We start from the raw sequence: 16,938 nt of genomic DNA on the forward strand, positions 1-16,938 counted from the left end.
ATGGCAGGAGTTTGTATTCTGTTTAGAGAATATATATAACGAAAACGACGTGAACGACGAGCCCTAGTAATGACTGGGGCTCATTAAGGCTGTTGAAAGGAGTATATTATGATTGCCATTATAGATTATGATGCGGGCAATACATTTAATGTCCAGAAAGCGTTGGCCTACATCGGACTTGATGCGGTGCTAACAGCAGATCCTGAGGTTATACTAAATGCCGATGGCGTTCTCTTGCCAGGTGTAGGCGCCTATGCGTCGGCAGTAGCAGTTCTTAAGGAACGTGGTCTCGTCGATGTCATTCATGAAGTGGTAAAACGAGAAATACCATTATTAGGTATTTGCTTGGGTATGCAGCTATTATTTGAAGAGTCCGAAGAATATGGTCCAACACTAGGCTTAGGACTTATTCCGGGCAAGGTAAAAGAAATCCCTCGTGACCTTGGCCTCAGTGTACCTCACATGGGGTGGAACAAAAATACAGTGCACCATCCAGACAGTGCTTTCAGCAATGTAGACAATCAATATACCTATTTCGTTCATTCCTATTATGTAGATACAGACCCTGAATTTATTACATCCACTGCAAACTATGGTATCGATGTACCTGGCGTTGTAGAGCGCGGTAGAGTGTATGGAATGCAATTCCATCCTGAAAAAAGTGGTGTAGTAGGTTTAAATCTATTACGTGCATTTGGAAATATTACGGAAGCCTATGCAGCGGCGAAACAATAGGAGGGTCATTCTATGTTAGCGAAACGTATTATTCCTTGCCTTAGTGTGGCAAATGGTCGTGTCCAGAATGGTGTGCAATTCCGCGATATGGTTGATGCCGGCGATCCTGTTGAATGTGCGGAACGTTATGAGATACAAGGGGCGGACGAACTTGTATTATTAGATATAACGGCTACAACAGAAGGCCGTAAAACCTTTACTGATATAGTACTTAATGCATCGGATAAGGTATTCATGCCATTAACTGTAGGTGGTGGCATTGCTTCTGTGGAGGATATGACGCAGCTTATGAAAGCTGGTGCCGATAAGGTTTCTGTCAATACGGCGGCACTATCTAATCCATCCCTTATCACAGAAGGGGCAAAGAAGTTTGGCAATCAAGGCATCGTTGTGTGCTTAGACGTAAAATATAATCCTTTTGAGAAAATGTGGTATGCCTATGGACATGGCACATCCGATGATCCGGGGGCACAATGCAAAAATGCTTTAGAATGGGCGAAAGAAGCGGTAGACCGTGGTGCAGGTGAGTTATTGGTAACGAGTATCGATAGACATGGCACAGGTCTTGGCTTTGATATTGAATTATATCAAGCCTTGGCAGAGGTTGTTGATGTGCCTGTAACGGCCTTTGGTGGTGCTGGAAATATACAGCATTTTGTGGATTTATTTACAAAGACAAATGTAACTGGAGCTCTTGCTGATGCGTTGCTACATAACAAAGTATTAACAATAAAAGATATTAAAAAAGCACTTCATGAAGTAGGCATCGTCGTAAGACAATAGATAATTACTATCAAAATAAAACGATAAAAGCATTCTCTTATTAACGGAGAATGCTTTTTATTTATGCTTTTAACTCATAATGTACATTCAAAATGAGAAATCGATAATTGACACTTTTATGTTTAGATATACAATAATTATTGTAAGTACTAAAAGTTTTGAGAGCCAATGTGGCATGGATGTGCAAAAGATTTATCAGTTTTTTTTATATAACACCATGTCACACAAGACAATTGGAGGTGTTTATATGGTTATGAATGGTATTTACTTAGTTATAGCCTCCGCGTGTATTCTAATTTTAGCGTACCGCTTTTATGGGGCTTTCATAGCGGCTAAGGTGTTGACCTTGGACCAATATCGTCCGACGCCGGCTATGGTTCACAACGATGGTCACGATTACGTGCCAACTAACAAATGGGTAACCTTTGGTCATCACTTTGCAGCCATTGCAGGTGCAGGCCCTCTCGTAGGTCCTGTTATTGCAGCCCAGTTCGGGTATTTGCCTGGTGCCTTATGGATCCTAATCGGTTCTGTATTGGCTGGTGCTGTACATGATATGGTTATCTTATTCGCTTCAGTTCGCTATGACGGTAAGTCAATCGCGGATATTGCGCGCGAAGAAATCAGTAAATTAGCTGGTTTCGGTGCGATGCTTGCTACATTGTTCTTATTGATTATCACCCTTGCGGGTATGGCTGTAGTAGTAGCTAACGCATTGCATAACTCCCCATGGGGGTTCTTCTCCGTATTTGCTACAATTCCAATTGCAATTTTCATTGGTATTTATTTGAAATGGTTGCGTCCTGGTAAAATCCAAGAGGCTACTATCATTGGTGTAGCGTTAATCTTCGTAGGCATTATCTACGGTCCTAACATCGCAGCTAGCGAATATGCTTCTTGGTTCACATACGACTTGCAAACTATTGAAATTATGCTTGCCGTGTATGGTTTCTTTGCAGCAGCATTGCCAGTATGGTTATTGCTCGCTCCTCGTGATTATTTGTCTACATACCTTAAAATCGGTACAATTGGCGCCTTGGCTCTCGGTATTATCATCGTAATGCCTGAAATCCAAATGCCAGCTGTTACTCCTTATATCTGGGGTGGCGGTCCTGTATTGAAAGGTTCTGTATTCCCTTACATCTTCATTACTATTGCATGTGGTGCGTTATCTGGTTTCCATACTGTTATTGCAACTGGTACAACACCTAAAATGCTTACTAATGAAAGAGAAATCTTACCTATCGGTTATGGCGCAATGTTAACAGAAGGCTTCATCGCTATGATGGCGTTGATCGCAGCGACTGCATTGCATCCAGACGATTACTTTGCTATTAACTCCACAGTAGAATCCTTCAAAGCGTTAGGACTTCAAGTTCATGAATTGCCAGCGTTGTCCGCAATGGTTGGTGAAGACTTGATGCACCGTCCTGGTGGCGCCGTATCCTTAGCAGTAGGTATGGCTCATATCTTCTCCAGATTGCCTAACATGGATCACTTGATGGGTTACTGGTATCACTTCTGTATCATGTTCGAAGCCTTGTTCATCATGACTTTGATCGATGCTGGTACTCGCGTAGGTCGTTACTTACTTCAAGAATTATTAGGTCATTTCCATCCTAAATTCAACGACCAACATTGGGCTCCTGGCGTATATGGTTGTGCAGCTTTAATTTGTATCTTGTGGGGCTACCTAGTTCTACAAGGTAACATCGGTATTATTTGGCCTCTATTCGGCGTATCTAACCAATTATTAGGTACTATGACATTGGCTGTAAGTACTACAGTTATTATGCGACTTGGCCGCAAACGCTATGCATGGGTTACAGGTATTCCATGTATCCTAATGGCTATCGTTGCTATTGCTGCAGACTTTGAAAACGTATTTAACAGCTATATCCCAGCTGGTAAATGGATCCTAGTAGCATTCAGTGCTGCCATGTTCCTCATGATCCTTATCGTATTAGTAGAAGCAGTTCGCAGCTGGATTCGTTTGTCTGACATTCCTCAAGACTATCGCACTCAAGAAGAAATTGAAGCTGAAAGCCTTGTAAAATACGGTAAACAAGCAAAAGCATAACATCTTAAAGATTAGTGGAGCTATTTTATTTTAATGGGACACTCCTTTCAATATTCAGGCCGATATGTTTTGGGGCCCCATTAAAATAAAAATATAAATGCATCATGATATAATAATGCTATGAAATATTACATACGTTCCTATTGGACAAAATATAAACAATTGTATAAGAAAGGCCTAAAAGGCATTGCTGCTTTTCTTGCCATTGGAGCGATTATTTTCTTTGTATTGGCTACAATAGCGAGTCGTGGGATGGGTGTTATCTTCAACGAGGTTATGGCGCGACAAACGATGATGCGTGGTTCTGTAACCGTAGAGAGTTTAACTGCAACGCCGTGGGGGACATTATCCTTTACCGATTTGGTGTGGAAGGACCCTGAAGGTCGTGAATTGCTCACCGTTCCCAGTGGTAAGATACGCGTTAATATGTGGGACGTAGTCACTCGTAACTTTAAGGCTTCTGCCATAAACGGAATCGAGCTAAATGATGCGACCATTGTAGTCGATTTAGATGATAACAACCGGCTCGACTTCGTGCCTGCCTCACCTGATGTGAATAAGCCTCTTGATGAGGTGGAGCCGCGACCTAAGCCGCCTAAAAAGACGACGCAAGATCGGCAAGAGGAATTGGCTAAAAAGGTTCGTAATTTTAATTGGGAAGGTCAACATTTGGACCTTACCATTACACTTAGAAATAATCAGCTAGAAATCTTTCAGAAAAATCGTCACTATGTGATGAAGAATGTAGAGGCTAAAATCCATCTTGATAGTAAGCGCGCTATTCGCATTGATATGGAAACCGGTAAGTTTGGTGGAACCGCTATTGGTGATGGAATGACACTAAAAGGTCGCGTTGATTTAAAGGATGTGTTAAAGCATCGCATGCCTCAGTTAGATTTACAGTTTGATGTGAAAGGTGTGGACCCCGCCTCTCTTGGTTTTGGCGATGATATTCACGATGCTATGACCTTGCTGACGCGAGTAACTGGTGATTTTAATCGACCGTTGGCTAAAGGCCGTGTAACGATGCCTATTTTACGTATTCCTGCGCTTACCTTTGAAAACGTAGTGGGTGATGTGACGTACCAAGATGGCATTTTAAATTTTGAAAATGTTAATGCTAATGTATATAGTGGCAAATTAGAGGCAAAAGGTGTATATAATCTAGATACAAGAGCCTATACGATTACAGGGATAGCAAAGGACCTTGATAGTAGTGAGGCTCTTAAAACACCTGAATTTGTTGTACCGGTGTCGGCTAATTTGAACTTTAAAAGCGAAGGCTTGCCTCGTGATATGGAGGTGTGGGGTAATTTCTGGTCTGGAGAAGGCCACTATATGCTTATACCGATCCAAAGCATTACTGGGAACTTTCACAATAAGGGGCGGCATCTGTCCTTTAGTGATGTGAAGGTGAATACGAATATTACGACCATTTCCACAGATGCGCTTCGCATCGATAATGGTCAGCTTACAATGGGGCCACTCAATATTACGTCCCACGGGGGCAGTAATTTTATCATCTACGACGAATCCTTCGATGAGATCGATGAGAATATGGATCGGATTAAAGCTGGCATGAAGCAAGCTGGCGAAAATAGCAAACGTGCATCTGAGTCGTCTAAAGATCTCGATAACTTTAAGCCTCCTGAGGATTTAAAAGCATCCTTTGATAATGTAAAACGCCAAATGGATGGGGTGAAAGATGCTTTCAAAGGTATCAAAATAAAGTGATAAATGAAATATAAATGATATTAACTCTCTTTCATTGTGCGTTTATGTAGATAGTTTATAATAAATCTCCGTTATCATAATTTTTGATAAAATACTTTTATGTTATTTGGAGGTTTTTTATGAAAGCATCAAAACAATTCTCTATCGTTTTGGCAGCAGCTGTACTTGCTTTTGGCGCTGTTACAGTAGCACCACAACAAGCAGACGCTTCTTATGGCTACAAATATACTGATTCCCAACGTCCACCAGTATCTACTCCAACAGGTTATGTTAATCCAGCCATGGGTTCTACAGTAACTGTTACAGATCCTGCACCTACTACAAATAAATTAACTACTCCTAAAGCTAGTACTACTATTGAAAACATTACTGTGACTAATGTTGCACCAAAATACTCTGATTACAATGATATTGCAGCATACTCTCTAGCAGTAGCTGACTATTTCATGGCGAAGATCATGGCTATATATGGTAGTGGTAATACAGCACTTAACCGTTATGGTTTTGGCAGATAATATAGCCATCAAATTTAGTAAAACTAATTTTGAATAACTATATACGTTATACAAATAAAAAGGTCCCGTATGGGACCTTTTTATTTGTATAAATTTTTCGATGCGTTGAGAGCTTGTTTAACAATCTCTTAGCTTCGCTTATCGATCTAATCCGTTAGCGCGTTGGTATTCAGATTTATCTGTAGATTGAGCTTGATCGTCTGTAGTTACAGTATCTTTAGCTAAGGATTTCTTAATTTTAATAAGAGGTTTTTCCGTAGCCTTTGGACCTTCTTTTTTCTTTACATCATTTTGAGATGGTGGCAAGAATGTGTTGAGTTCATTCTTGTGAGATACCTCTGTGTTTGTAGTAGACGCTAATTGTGCGCGTTGAGGGGCGATGAAGATTTCATCCTTCGTAACTTTTACATCGTTCAACAATAATTTGAATACTTGTGGTTTTACAAAGATAGTACCATCTACCTTGCGAGCTGCAGGCAAGAAGGATTCAGTAGTATCAAGGTTAATGATTTTTAATTTACCATGACGTACAACTTCTGCAGAATCTGGTTGGATGGCTAGTGTAGCAATGTTCATGTCTACTAATGCTGTTTTAGTAGGCTCATCCCATGCTACTTTATAGCCTAATGCTTCAGATACTTGGCGCAATGCTACGAGCGGTTGACCATCTACATAGATTACATTTTGCTGACCATTAATAGGCTCAACAACCTTGCCATCTACATTGATATGATGGGCAGTTGTAACAGATGCAGGCTTTTCAAGGTTCATAGCTGGACCTGGATTCTCCATGCCAATAGCCGCTTGTGCAGGTTGTGCCGTGCCAAATGTGAAAGCTAATGCACCTACAGCGATGCTAGATAAAATAAGCTGTTTTAATTTCATAAGTGACCTCCATAAGGTATTATATCGTTCTGAATAAACTAACATTACCAAATGTATATGAATATTTTATTATAAATTTTAATTTTGTACAATCTATATGTGAGCGCAATATAATTGAACTAGAGTATGGGGATAGGATAGTTTATTCAGAGACATAGGATGAACTGGTCATTTAACTATAGTCTGAAATCGTTTATCTCTATAAGTAGTGTATTCTTTTATATGCTATAATTAAGTGTTACATGAATTATTCAATATATTTAATTATAGAGTTCTAGAAGATATAGAAAGAGGTTCTTTATGGCATCCGGCAGATCTGAAAAAGAGTTACAAGGGGTAACGATGTTAGGTCACAAGACCGATTACCCAACTGATTATGCACCACAGGTATTAGAGGCGTTTGATAACAAGCACCCAGACAACGATTACTTCGTTAAGTTTAATTGTCCTGAGTTCACTAGCTTGTGTCCTATGACAGGTCAACCAGACTTTGCCACAATCTATATTTCTTATGTACCACATAAGAAAATGGTTGAGTCCAAGTCTTTAAAATTGTACCTATTTAGTTTCCGTAACCATGGGGATTTCCATGAAGATTGCATCAATATCATCATGAAAGACCTTATCAAGTTGATGGATCCAAAGTACATCGAGGTATGGGGCAAGTTTACGCCACGCGGTGGTTTGTCCATCGATCCATACGCAAACTACGGCAAGCCTGGTACAGAGTGGGAAAAGACGGCAAAAGAGCGCCTTCATTTCCACGACATGCAGCCTGAGCGCGTAGCATACCGTTAATATGGTATATGAATATATAACAATGGGCACATCGTTCATAATGTTTTTTATGATCGGTGTGATCTTGTCTATTCACCCTGCATCCATAATCGTAGGGGAGCATACGCAGTTGTCACATCTCAGCAGATGGACTCGGTGGAATGGGTATCTTATCTTTATATTGACCCTGTTTCTTGTGGATGTACTCATAACAAATGGTATATATGCTGCATTTTATGATGTTTATGGTAATTTATCGTCTTTGAGTGAGCTAACATTTGATCCGATGGCTCTATTCTTTAGTGAAAGCTTCCAAATAGGCGTTGTTTTCGTCTTTGTTTTAGTATTGTTACAAGTGTTAGGCCTCGTCGATTTAGCGCATGGTGAAAGGAATTTATCATTTCACTATGACCAACTACATCAAGGCAAAGAACAACCGTCTTGGATGGAACGGTACATGGCACATACAAAGGGCACGTTGGGTTCAGGTATGGTTGGTCTGCTTTATATGTTGCGGATGACCATGAGAACTATGTGGCCTTATATTATATGTCTTATATGGTTCAAGCTTATAGCTATACTCGCTAATGTGCTACTTTCACCAGTCATCAATCGTTTAATGCATGTTGAACCGATGACATCAACGCATATCATACTAGATCCTTATGTAGCGATATATTTGATAGCAGGATTTTTGTGGGGCTATGTAGCGCTACACTATGACATAGACAAAGCGTATAATGTAGCGAATAGCACTGTTATAGCCATCATTCCGCGGCTTACCATTATACTAGGGGTAGCCATCTTTATTGGGCTTGCGCTAGCTATCATTGTGGTGCCTATTACCTGGGGTGTGGTGGTAAACACGTTGACAAATTTATAAATAAACCTAGTTATTTCCTGTATTTTTAGGGTTTTAAAAGCAGTTCTCATTCTCTTGACAATGCATAGATGCAGGTGATAGAGTATGAGTGTATTTATGGGAATACACAAATGGTTATATCCAGTGTATAGAGAATAACAAGGTGAAAATCATATCGTCCTTGGGATGTTCCTGAGGACGATTTTTATCATCTATCGCCAAAAGGAGGATCAGATGAGCATAGTCACAAATCAAACAACTAAACTGATTGGTAAAACTCCGGTATATCAATTACCAAACACCAATATCTATGTAAAACTTGAAAAATATAATGTAGGCGGTTCTGTGAAAGACCGCGCTGTACTTGGCATGTTGCAAGACGCTAAGGAAAAAGGACGCCTTCACGAAGATAGCATTATCGTTGAAGCTACAAGCGGTAATACAGGTATTGCTCTTGCCATGGTGGGCGCCATCTTGCATATTAAAACTGTTATTATTATGCCTGAAAGCATGAGTAAAGAACGCCGTGAGCTTATTAAAGCTTATGGTGCACAGCTCATCTTAACGCCGAAAGAAACGGGTATGAGAGGTGCTCTTGAACGAGCTAATGAAATTTTAGTTAAATACCCAAATGCTTTCACATTGGGCCAATTCGTAAACCCTGCAAACCCAGATATGCATTATCGTACAACTGGTGCCGAAATCGTAGAACAAGTACCAAATGTAGATGTATTCATAGCGGGTATCGGTACTGGTGGCACTTTCACAGGTGTTGCAAAACGATTGAAAGAGCATAATCCTAACCTAAAGGCTATCGCCGTAGAGCCAACAGGTTCTCCAGCCATTACGGAAGGTAAGGGCGGCCCTCACAAAATTCAAGGCATTGGGGCTGGCTTTATTCCTGAAAACTTTGATCAAAGCTTAATGGACGGTGTACAAACTGTAAGCGATGAAGAGGCTTTTAGCGAAGTGCAAACCTTTATGCGTGAAAGTGGTGTTTCTATTGGCCTTTCCTCAGGAGCAGCCATCGTTGCGGCAAAGCGTATCGCTCGTGAAGAACCAAAGGCGAATATCGTGGTGATTGCGCCAGATGGGGTAGAAAAATATTTATCCCTCTTGGACTTCGCCAATAATGAATATGTAAAGTAACGGATTTCGCATAGATAAAGCATCTTATGTATAGGAATACATACCACATATGTTGTATACTATATATTATATATGAGTAGAGTTATTTGAGATGGAGTCGCTATGATACAAGGTTTACGCGAATTATGGGGCAAAATTCAATATAATATTAAGCGCGTAATGGATTCTGACCCGGCAGCAACAAATGTGTGGATGGTTATTTGGACATACCCGCATATTACAGCCTTGTTCTGGCATTTCTTTGCGCATCGCCTTTATAAGGCGGGATGGCCAACCTTGGCCCGTCGCGTAGCGCTTCACTCCCGTCACGTAACCGGCATTGAAATCCATCCAGGTGCTACCATCGGTCGTGGTTTATTTATCGACCATGGCATGGGTGTCGTTATCGGTGAAACGGCAATCGTAGGGGATAATGTGACCTTGTTCCACCAAGTGACGTTAGGTGGCATGTCCTCTAAAAAGGTAAAACGCCATCCGACCATTGAAGACGAAGTGCTCATCGGTACAGGTACGAAAATCTTAGGTGATATTACTATTGGGGCACGCACTAAAATTGGTTGTAACCTCGTTATCAAACACGATATACCTAAAGATATGGTTATCTTTGAAACAGATCCAGAAAATATGTATGTCCGTAAACCTCGTCGTACTAATAATGGCCAGGCAGAGGAAAAGAAAATTCCTGATGATTACATAGAATACTATATTTAATATAGTGTAATAAAACCGCATATAATATAGAAGGATAGAACCTCTAACTATTAGTTGAACTAGTAGTTAGAGGTTTTTTTATAAAAATATTCAAAAAAATCGATTTAATGTATTGACAAGGAAAATCATTATTGGTAAAATAAATCATGTAATCAATACTGATTACAAATTAGATAAACGAATTGATGGCATAGAAGCCGACTGGGTTTATTCTGCTTTTTGAATAAACTATATTTGAGAATTAAAAGAAAAAGGAGAATTACTATGAAAAACTTACAACAAGTAAACCAATATTTAGCAGATCTTTCCGTATGGAACGTAAAATTACATAACCTACATTTCAACGTAACAGGTCCACAATTCAAATCCATTCACGAATATTTGGAATCCATCTATGATGAAGCGTTTGAATACTTCGATGCAGTAGCAGAACACGTGAAAATGCAAGGTCAATTCCCATTGGTTAATTCTGCAGAATACGCTAAATTGACTAAAATTGAAGAATTGGGTCAAGAAGATATCCCTCAAGCGAAAGTAATTGAAATTCTTCTTAAAGACTTCAAATACATGAATGATCAAGCTGTAGCAATCCGTGCAGCTGCCGATGAAGAAGGGGACTTCTTGCTCGTAAGCATGATGGAAGATCACGTTGCATACTATGTAAAACAAATCTGGTTCATCGAATCCATGTTGAAATAATACGATTGACAATGCCTTATTGGGTATGATATGATTACCCAGTAAAGCATGGAGGATTACTCAAGAGGCTGAAGAGGACGGTTTGCTAAATCGTTAGGGCGGGTTACCGTCGCTAGGGTTCGAATCCCTAATCCTCCGCCATGCTGAGACCTCACATCACGCGATGTGAGGTCTTTTTGTTTATTGTAGTATTTACTAGGTATGGACCTTAATGTGTAAGGACTCAAATGAGTTTAAGGTCTTGTAAATATTGATGTATACAGGCGTGTAAGGTTATAGAGTTGACGTATGACAAGGGGTTTCATATAATAGATTGTATAAAATGTAATTTTAAGGAGACTCTTATGAATATGAAATATACACGTCACATGAATTTACTTCGTCGCGCTATGGGTATCGGCACATTATGTCTTGTTGCCTCTGTTGGCTTTGTTCATGCTGAAAGCATTGCTATTCCAAGTGCACGTCCTATGGTGGATGGTGTTAGTGCTGATGTAGAAACTGTAAGAAGTTCTAGTAAAGTAGAACATCATGCGAGTGCTGGTGTAATTACGCCAAATGATTGGACGTATACGGCATTACAAACGCTAATTAAACACGGTGCTATTACGGATACACATGGTTTTGTCTTTGATGGCAATACAAGCTATACTAAGGATGAACTCATGCCTCTTATCGATGAAGTTGTAACTAAACGGGAGCAAATGAACGATAACGACCGCCAATATGCATTGCGTATTTACCAAGAAAATATGCGTGATGTAATGGATTATCGTATTGCTCGCGATAAGAAGGTTACCCGAGAGCGCCGTCAAAAATTAGACGAGAAACGTGCTGAAAAGGCAAAAAAATCTGGTAAAACATATCAAGTATCTAAATCTCAACAAGAGGCTTTAGATGCAGCTAATGACGAAGTGGCAAAACCAGAAGAGCGCGCGTTAACTGATGAACAAATCAAAGAAAAAATGAAGAAGTTCAAAATTGATGACTCTCGCGTTAAAGTAAATAATAATGTGCGCATCCGTTATACCGGTGGTAAGGATACAAAATCTAAAACCGATGCTCGTATGCAAACGGAGATGACTTTCACTCTATAACCCTATTTAAGGAGTTATAATGATTGATTTTTTAAAGAAACAGCTGTTTACCGTCCACCAAAACGGTAAGCAGCAGGTGAGCGAGGTCTTTAAATATATAGGACCTGGCATCATCGTAACGGTTGGGTTCATCGACCCTGGCAATTGGGCGGCCAATCTCGCTGCTGGTGCTAGTTATGGTTATGAACTATTGTGGGTAGTTACGCTATCTACGATTATACTTATTTTATTGCAACATAACGTGGCCCATTTAGGCATTGTACGAGGCCAATGTTTATCCGAATGTGCTTATGAATTCTTGCCGCGTTACGTGTCTAGGTTCGTATTGAGTACGGCGGGCATTGCAGCGGCAGCGACCGCACTGGCCGAGTTTATCGGTGCAGCCATCGCATTGAAAATGCTTTTTGGCATTCCTCTTTTGATAGGTAGTGTTTTGACGGCTATTATCTGTACCATTATGCTCATAACAAACTCTTATCGGAAGCTAGAGCGTATCATTGCAGGATTCGTATCCCTCATTGCGTTGGCGTACCTCGTAGAGGTCAATATGGTAAATGTAGATTGGGCGGCAGCTGGTATTGGTTGGGTAGACCCTAAGGTTCCTAATGAATCGATGCTCGTTATTTTGAGTATCTTAGGGGCGGTTATTATGCCTCACAATTTGTTCTTGCACTCAGAAATCATCCAAAGTCGCCAGTTCAACACGCAAGATCCTTCTGTAATGAAGCGCCAATTGCGTTATGAATTTCTAGACACTCTATTATCTATGGGTATTGGCTGGATGATTAACTCCGCCATGATCTTATTGGCGGCGGCAGTGTTCTTTGCTCATGGCATTGAAGTAACGGAGCTTGAACAGGCTGAGGAGTTGTTACGACCTCTCATTGGACCTGCAGCAGGCACTATCTTTGCTATCGCATTGCTCTTTGCTGGCTTTGCATCGTCTGCTACGGCAGGTATGGCAGGGGCGAGTATCTTTGCCGGTATGTTTGGTGAGTCTTACGATATGAAAGACTTCCATACAAGATTAGGCTTGGCATTAACCTATATTCCAGCATTGCTTTTGATTGTATTCGTTACCGATTCGTTCCAAGCCTTGTTGATCTCTCAAATGTTCTTGAGCTTGCAACTACCTATCACAATTTTCTTGCAGCTTTATATGACTAGTAGCCGCAAGGTAATGGGGCAATATGCGAACCATACATATACGAATGTACTATTATGGGGCATTGGTATTGTGGTAACTGTTATGAATATCTACTTACTCTATGTAGGCGCATAACATATAAGCTTATAGTAGGTGTATAATACACAATCTCATATTTGAATGAAGCTAGTAGACTAGTAGTAAGGCTTAGAAAACAATCGAATTGTTAGCTCACAGTGTAAAGCTAATAATGATAGAGAAAAAGACCGCGTTGGCGGTCTTTTTTGTATTCGGTTATGTATATTGATTATGTAAAAAGCGTATCCAAGAATACCCATGGGGGCTATAAAATATGTTACAATTAAAGATAGCATAAATCTGTAGGGAGAATTCCCCCACCAGTGTAATAGATAGAAATTAGGAGGACCTAATGGCAGACGAAGTAAAAGTACAAGATGCAATGCAATCTGATTTCAGTGTTGTAGTAAACGATATTGCAGAGGAATTATTAACGCGCCTAAATATGGATGAGGATGGCTCTATTATCGACATGTTCCAAACAGGTTCTTTTGATCCTTGGCAATTATTCGTATTCTTTGGCGCTTTAGAAAAAGCGCTCGTTGATTTTAGAACAGATAAACGCAAGAAAACTGTTATTGTTCATGCCCAACCTGAGGCCCTTATCGGCATTGGCCGCGTAGTGACACCTGTATCTACTATGCTCGAGCATGTGTTGATGTCTCGCTTGAACGACATGAGCGAAGGTCGACTAGAAACAGGTATGCTTACTGTGTCTGCTGAAAGCATCGATTACGAAGGTGTAAACCTTAAAGGTCGTCACGTTGTTATCGTATGTGACCTTGTAGACGAAGATTCTGATTACCTCAAAGAATGCATTAGATTATGTAAAGAATTGAAAGCTAGCCACGTTGTGGCGGTGCCTCTCATGTTGTGGAATCCAGAATTGATTGACAATTTGACAGAGGAAACTATCAAGGCGGAATTATCTCATGAAAATCGTCCTCTCTCCTAGTAAGACAAAAACAATTATCGATGCTGCGAAGAATGATGGGGCAGTCAATCATGCAGTTCGAGACGGTCAGTTTCAGCCGCACATCACGCAAGAGATTGTAAAACATGTACAGTCCCTTGATGTAATGGCCCTTGGCAAGGCTTTAAAGCTAAAGGATGACAAGGCCCAAGCTCTCTTTGATTTCTATCAAGATTTTGAATCCCATCCTGTAGGCCTAGCTTGTGAAAGCTACGATGGTATTGCTTTCAAATATTTGGATTGGGGCAACCTATCTAATGAGGCTAAGGCCTTTGGTGAAAGCCATCTTGTTGTGATGTCTGCCTTGTACGGCGTCGTAGAGCCTACGATGGGCGTTAGAGACTATCGACTAGATATGGTCGATAAGGTAGGTATTAATTTATACGATACGTGGCGCGAAACGGTGGATGCATACTTTCACAAGGAAGATTGGATCCTCAATCTAGCGTCTAAAGAATATGCCAAGATGGTAAACCATCCAAAGGTAGTGACCGTTGAATTTTGGGAATTACGAGGCGATACATTTAAACAAATGAGTACGTCCTCAAAAATGAGTCGCGGTGTGATGGCTCACGAATGTTTAACTCGACAAGTGAAACAAGTGCGGGATTTGCCACGCGAAATTAATGGATTTACCTGTGTTACAAATATTGAATCCATTACCATACCAAGCGAATCGATGACGGTTCGTTATGAAAGGAAGTGATTGTTTGCAAGTGCAAGACATTCTCGGAAAAGACCTCGTTGGCGATGAATGGCTAACCGAGGATGAGCTAAGATTTCTCATGTCTGTAACTGATGAAGAACAGTTGCAGTTAATATATAAAAAGGCATACGAAGTAAAGGCGAAATATGTACAGCCTGTAGCGTACTATCGAGGACTCATCGAGTTTTCGAACCGATGCATCAAAAACTGTAATTATTGCGGTATCCGTCGTGAAAATGACAAGACGGAACGCTTTGATATGAATCGAGAAGATATTATCAAGATGGCGCAGTGGGCCTATGACCATGAATATGGATCTATTACACTCCAATCTGGTGAACGCAGTGATGATATATTTGTCGATTATGTGGTAGATCTTATTCGCGAGATTAAAGCCATCGGCGACGGTTCCCTAGGCATTACGATGTGCGTAGGGGAGCAAAGCGAAGAGGCGTACCGCCGCATGCGTGAAGCTGGCGCTAGTCGTTATTTATTACGCATTGAAACAACAAATAAAGAACTGTACCATAAAATTCATCCTCAAGATGAATTGCACTCCTTTGAAACGCGCGTTGAATGCTTACGTAGCTTGCGCCGCGTAGGCTTCCAAGTAGGTACAGGTGTTATGATTGGTTTGCCTGGTCAAACTGAAGAAGACCTAGTAAATGATATCTTATTCTATCGCGATATGGATATCGACATGATCGGCATGGGACCATATGTGGTACATCATGATACGCCGCTAGGCCAAGAGGCATTGGCGATGGGCATCGATGACGAAGCCGGTAAATTGCGCCGTATTCAATTGGGCCTAAAGATGATTGCGTTAACACGTTTATTCTTAAAAGACGTAAATATTGCGGCCACAACAGCATTACAAGCTTTGGATAAACTAGGCCGTGAAAAAGGTCTTGCTGCAGGTGCTAATATCTTGATGCCTATCATTACCATCCCTGAACATCGGGCAAAGTATTTGCTATATGATAACAAACCTTGTGTAGATGATAATGCAGACAAATGTAAAGACTGCTTAACGCGCCGCGTTATGTCCATCGGTGACACCGTTGGGTGGAAGCAAAATGGTGACTCCAAACACTACGGCAAGCGTACGGGAGAGTTTTAGCTTTCTCTGTGTAGCTAATTCATTGATTCTATTATAAGTTTTGGGGTAGTTTTACCTATATATAGATGGGGCCCCATTACATGAGGTGTATTATGGAGACAAAATGGTATTCTGATTTTTGGCGGTTGTTTGTGAGTCCTTTTAGCGGCGGTATTGATCAAGTTGTACAATCGGGGACATTGAAAAAAGGATTCTGGGGCACTGTATTCTTATGGGCTATCCCATATATTATATTGGCTTTATTTGGGACTATGTTAATTCCCTTTCTCCCTCATAATGAATTTACTGGTTTAACCTATTTACTCGGTATCGGTGCTAGCTTTATATTCATCTTTGCATGGCTTATTAGTATCGGCTGGTCCTTTGTGATGGTGGCCATCGGTTCGTATGTATATAACTGGGTTATCACTAAGATGGGTGGTACCGACAACGTACAAGCCATTATGAAAGTTAGTTGGTATTTACAAGGGTATGGCGTACTATTATTTAGTATTGGTTATACGATAGTCTTGGTTTTAATGGGCATATTAGGTCTAGCATCCGATAGTAGTGCCCTTGCTGGTGTCATCTATGTTGTAGGAACAATAGCATTATTTGTTATATCCATTTGGGTATCCTTAGAACTTATGGCAAGACAAGTAATGCTCACGAAGATGAAAGTATTCATTGCTTGCATCTTAACGTCCATAATCTTCGCTATAATTTGGGCACTTTTCATGGCACTTCTTAGTGGCTGTGCCTCTTTAGTGGGTAGATAATACTGATTTATAAATTAATATTAATAAAGAGTCCTCTTTTTTTGATAAATTTTTTCGGAAAAAGAGGACTTTTCTATTTGGGTGTCGAAATGTAATAGCAAAAGCCGTAATTTGCCATTAAGGAGG

General features: G+C 40.5%; 17 protein-coding genes and 1 tRNA gene. 17 read left to right on the forward strand and 1 reads right to left on the reverse strand.

Annotation, left to right across the window (positions count from 1 at the left end):
• Window positions 1-108 precede the first annotated feature (108 nt).
• From hisH to O3607_RS06645, 5 genes are all read left to right on the forward strand, one after another.
• Window positions 109-735 (forward strand): imidazole glycerol phosphate synthase subunit HisH, encoded by a 627-nt coding sequence (hisH, locus tag O3607_RS06625; RefSeq protein WP_371443592.1) that lies wholly within the window; start codon window positions 109-111, stop codon window positions 733-735.
• Between the two features lie 12 nt (window positions 736-747).
• On the forward strand, window positions 748-1,518 hold the full coding sequence (gene hisF / locus O3607_RS06630; protein ID WP_295792534.1) for an imidazole glycerol phosphate synthase subunit HisF: 771 nt from the start codon (window positions 748-750) through the stop codon (window positions 1,516-1,518).
• Window positions 1,519-1,765: 247 nt separating this feature from the next.
• Complete coding sequence (locus O3607_RS06635; protein WP_081442687.1) at window positions 1,766-3,598, forward strand: carbon starvation protein A; 1,833 nt, start codon at window positions 1,766-1,768, stop codon at window positions 3,596-3,598.
• Window positions 3,599-3,718: 120 nt separating this feature from the next.
• The gene (locus O3607_RS06640; RefSeq protein ID WP_009351863.1) at window positions 3,719-5,332 is read left to right on the forward strand and encodes a membrane biogenesis protein AsmA; all 1,614 of its coding nucleotides are present in this window, start codon (window positions 3,719-3,721) and stop codon (window positions 5,330-5,332) included.
• A gap of 119 nt (window positions 5,333-5,451) precedes the next feature.
• Window positions 5,452-5,847 carry a hypothetical protein gene (locus O3607_RS06645; RefSeq protein WP_119206577.1) on the forward strand — a complete coding sequence of 132 codons (396 nt, stop codon included), beginning with the start codon at window positions 5,452-5,454 and terminating at the stop codon, window positions 5,845-5,847.
• A gap of 138 nt (window positions 5,848-5,985) precedes the next feature.
• On the opposite strand, the gene O3607_RS06650 is transcribed toward O3607_RS06645, so the two are convergent.
• On the reverse strand, window positions 5,986-6,732 hold the full coding sequence (locus O3607_RS06650) for a copper amine oxidase N-terminal domain-containing protein (RefSeq protein WP_119206578.1): 747 nt from the start codon (window positions 6,730-6,732) through the stop codon (window positions 5,986-5,988).
• A gap of 300 nt (window positions 6,733-7,032) precedes the next feature.
• Between O3607_RS06650 and queF the strand changes: the two genes are divergently transcribed.
• The 12 genes from queF (at window position 7,033) to O3607_RS06710 (ending at window position 16,812) form a co-directional block, all read left to right on the forward strand.
• Complete coding sequence (gene queF / locus O3607_RS06655; protein WP_024066478.1) at window positions 7,033-7,530, forward strand: preQ(1) synthase; 498 nt, start codon at window positions 7,033-7,035, stop codon at window positions 7,528-7,530.
• A 49-nt stretch (window positions 7,531-7,579) separates the two neighbouring features.
• Window positions 7,580-8,392 carry a hypothetical protein gene (locus O3607_RS06660; protein ID WP_238672590.1) on the forward strand — a complete coding sequence of 271 codons (813 nt, stop codon included), beginning with the start codon at window positions 7,580-7,582 and terminating at the stop codon, window positions 8,390-8,392.
• A 213-nt stretch (window positions 8,393-8,605) separates the two neighbouring features.
• Window positions 8,606-9,520 (forward strand): cysteine synthase A, encoded by a 915-nt coding sequence (cysK, locus tag O3607_RS06665; RefSeq protein WP_129823540.1) that lies wholly within the window; start codon window positions 8,606-8,608, stop codon window positions 9,518-9,520.
• Window positions 9,521-9,622: 102 nt separating this feature from the next.
• Window positions 9,623-10,231 carry a serine O-acetyltransferase EpsC gene (epsC, locus tag O3607_RS06670; RefSeq protein WP_005387517.1) on the forward strand — a complete coding sequence of 203 codons (609 nt, stop codon included), beginning with the start codon at window positions 9,623-9,625 and terminating at the stop codon, window positions 10,229-10,231.
• Window positions 10,232-10,495: 264 nt separating this feature from the next.
• Window positions 10,496-10,930 (forward strand): DNA starvation/stationary phase protection protein, encoded by a 435-nt coding sequence (locus O3607_RS06675; protein WP_005387520.1) that lies wholly within the window; start codon window positions 10,496-10,498, stop codon window positions 10,928-10,930.
• 50 nt (window positions 10,931-10,980) lie between these two features.
• Window positions 10,981-11,071, forward strand: a tRNA-Ser gene (locus O3607_RS06680).
• 203 nt (window positions 11,072-11,274) lie between these two features.
• Window positions 11,275-12,027 (forward strand): hypothetical protein, encoded by a 753-nt coding sequence (locus O3607_RS06685; protein WP_371443593.1) that lies wholly within the window; start codon window positions 11,275-11,277, stop codon window positions 12,025-12,027.
• Window positions 12,028-12,046: 19 nt separating this feature from the next.
• Window positions 12,047-13,309: an Nramp family divalent metal transporter gene (locus tag O3607_RS06690; protein WP_287499827.1), complete on the forward strand. Its 1,263-nt coding sequence runs from the start codon at window positions 12,047-12,049 to the stop codon at window positions 13,307-13,309.
• A gap of 295 nt (window positions 13,310-13,604) precedes the next feature.
• A complete protein-coding gene (locus tag O3607_RS06695; RefSeq protein WP_285365337.1) occupies window positions 13,605-14,207 on the forward strand; it encodes a hypothetical protein in 603 nt (200 codons plus the stop codon).
• Window positions 14,185-14,931, forward strand: a complete 747-nt coding sequence (locus O3607_RS06700; RefSeq protein ID WP_316058872.1) for a YaaA family protein — start codon at window positions 14,185-14,187, stop codon at window positions 14,929-14,931. The genes O3607_RS06695 and O3607_RS06700 overlap by 23 nt, the downstream gene beginning before the upstream one ends.
• A complete protein-coding gene (gene hydE, locus O3607_RS06705) occupies window positions 14,918-16,054 on the forward strand; it encodes a [FeFe] hydrogenase H-cluster radical SAM maturase HydE (protein WP_229055721.1) in 1,137 nt (378 codons plus the stop codon). The genes O3607_RS06700 and hydE overlap by 14 nt, the downstream gene beginning before the upstream one ends.
• 92 nt (window positions 16,055-16,146) lie before the next feature.
• Window positions 16,147-16,812, forward strand: coding sequence for a hypothetical protein (locus tag O3607_RS06710; protein WP_371443594.1), 666 nt, complete (start codon window positions 16,147-16,149; stop codon window positions 16,810-16,812).
• Window positions 16,813-16,938: the final 126 nt, after the last annotated feature.

This window comes from Veillonella sp. 20925_1_51 (genome assembly GCF_041431445.1).
Taxonomy (GTDB): domain Bacteria; phylum Bacillota; class Negativicutes; order Veillonellales; family Veillonellaceae; genus Veillonella; species Veillonella nakazawae.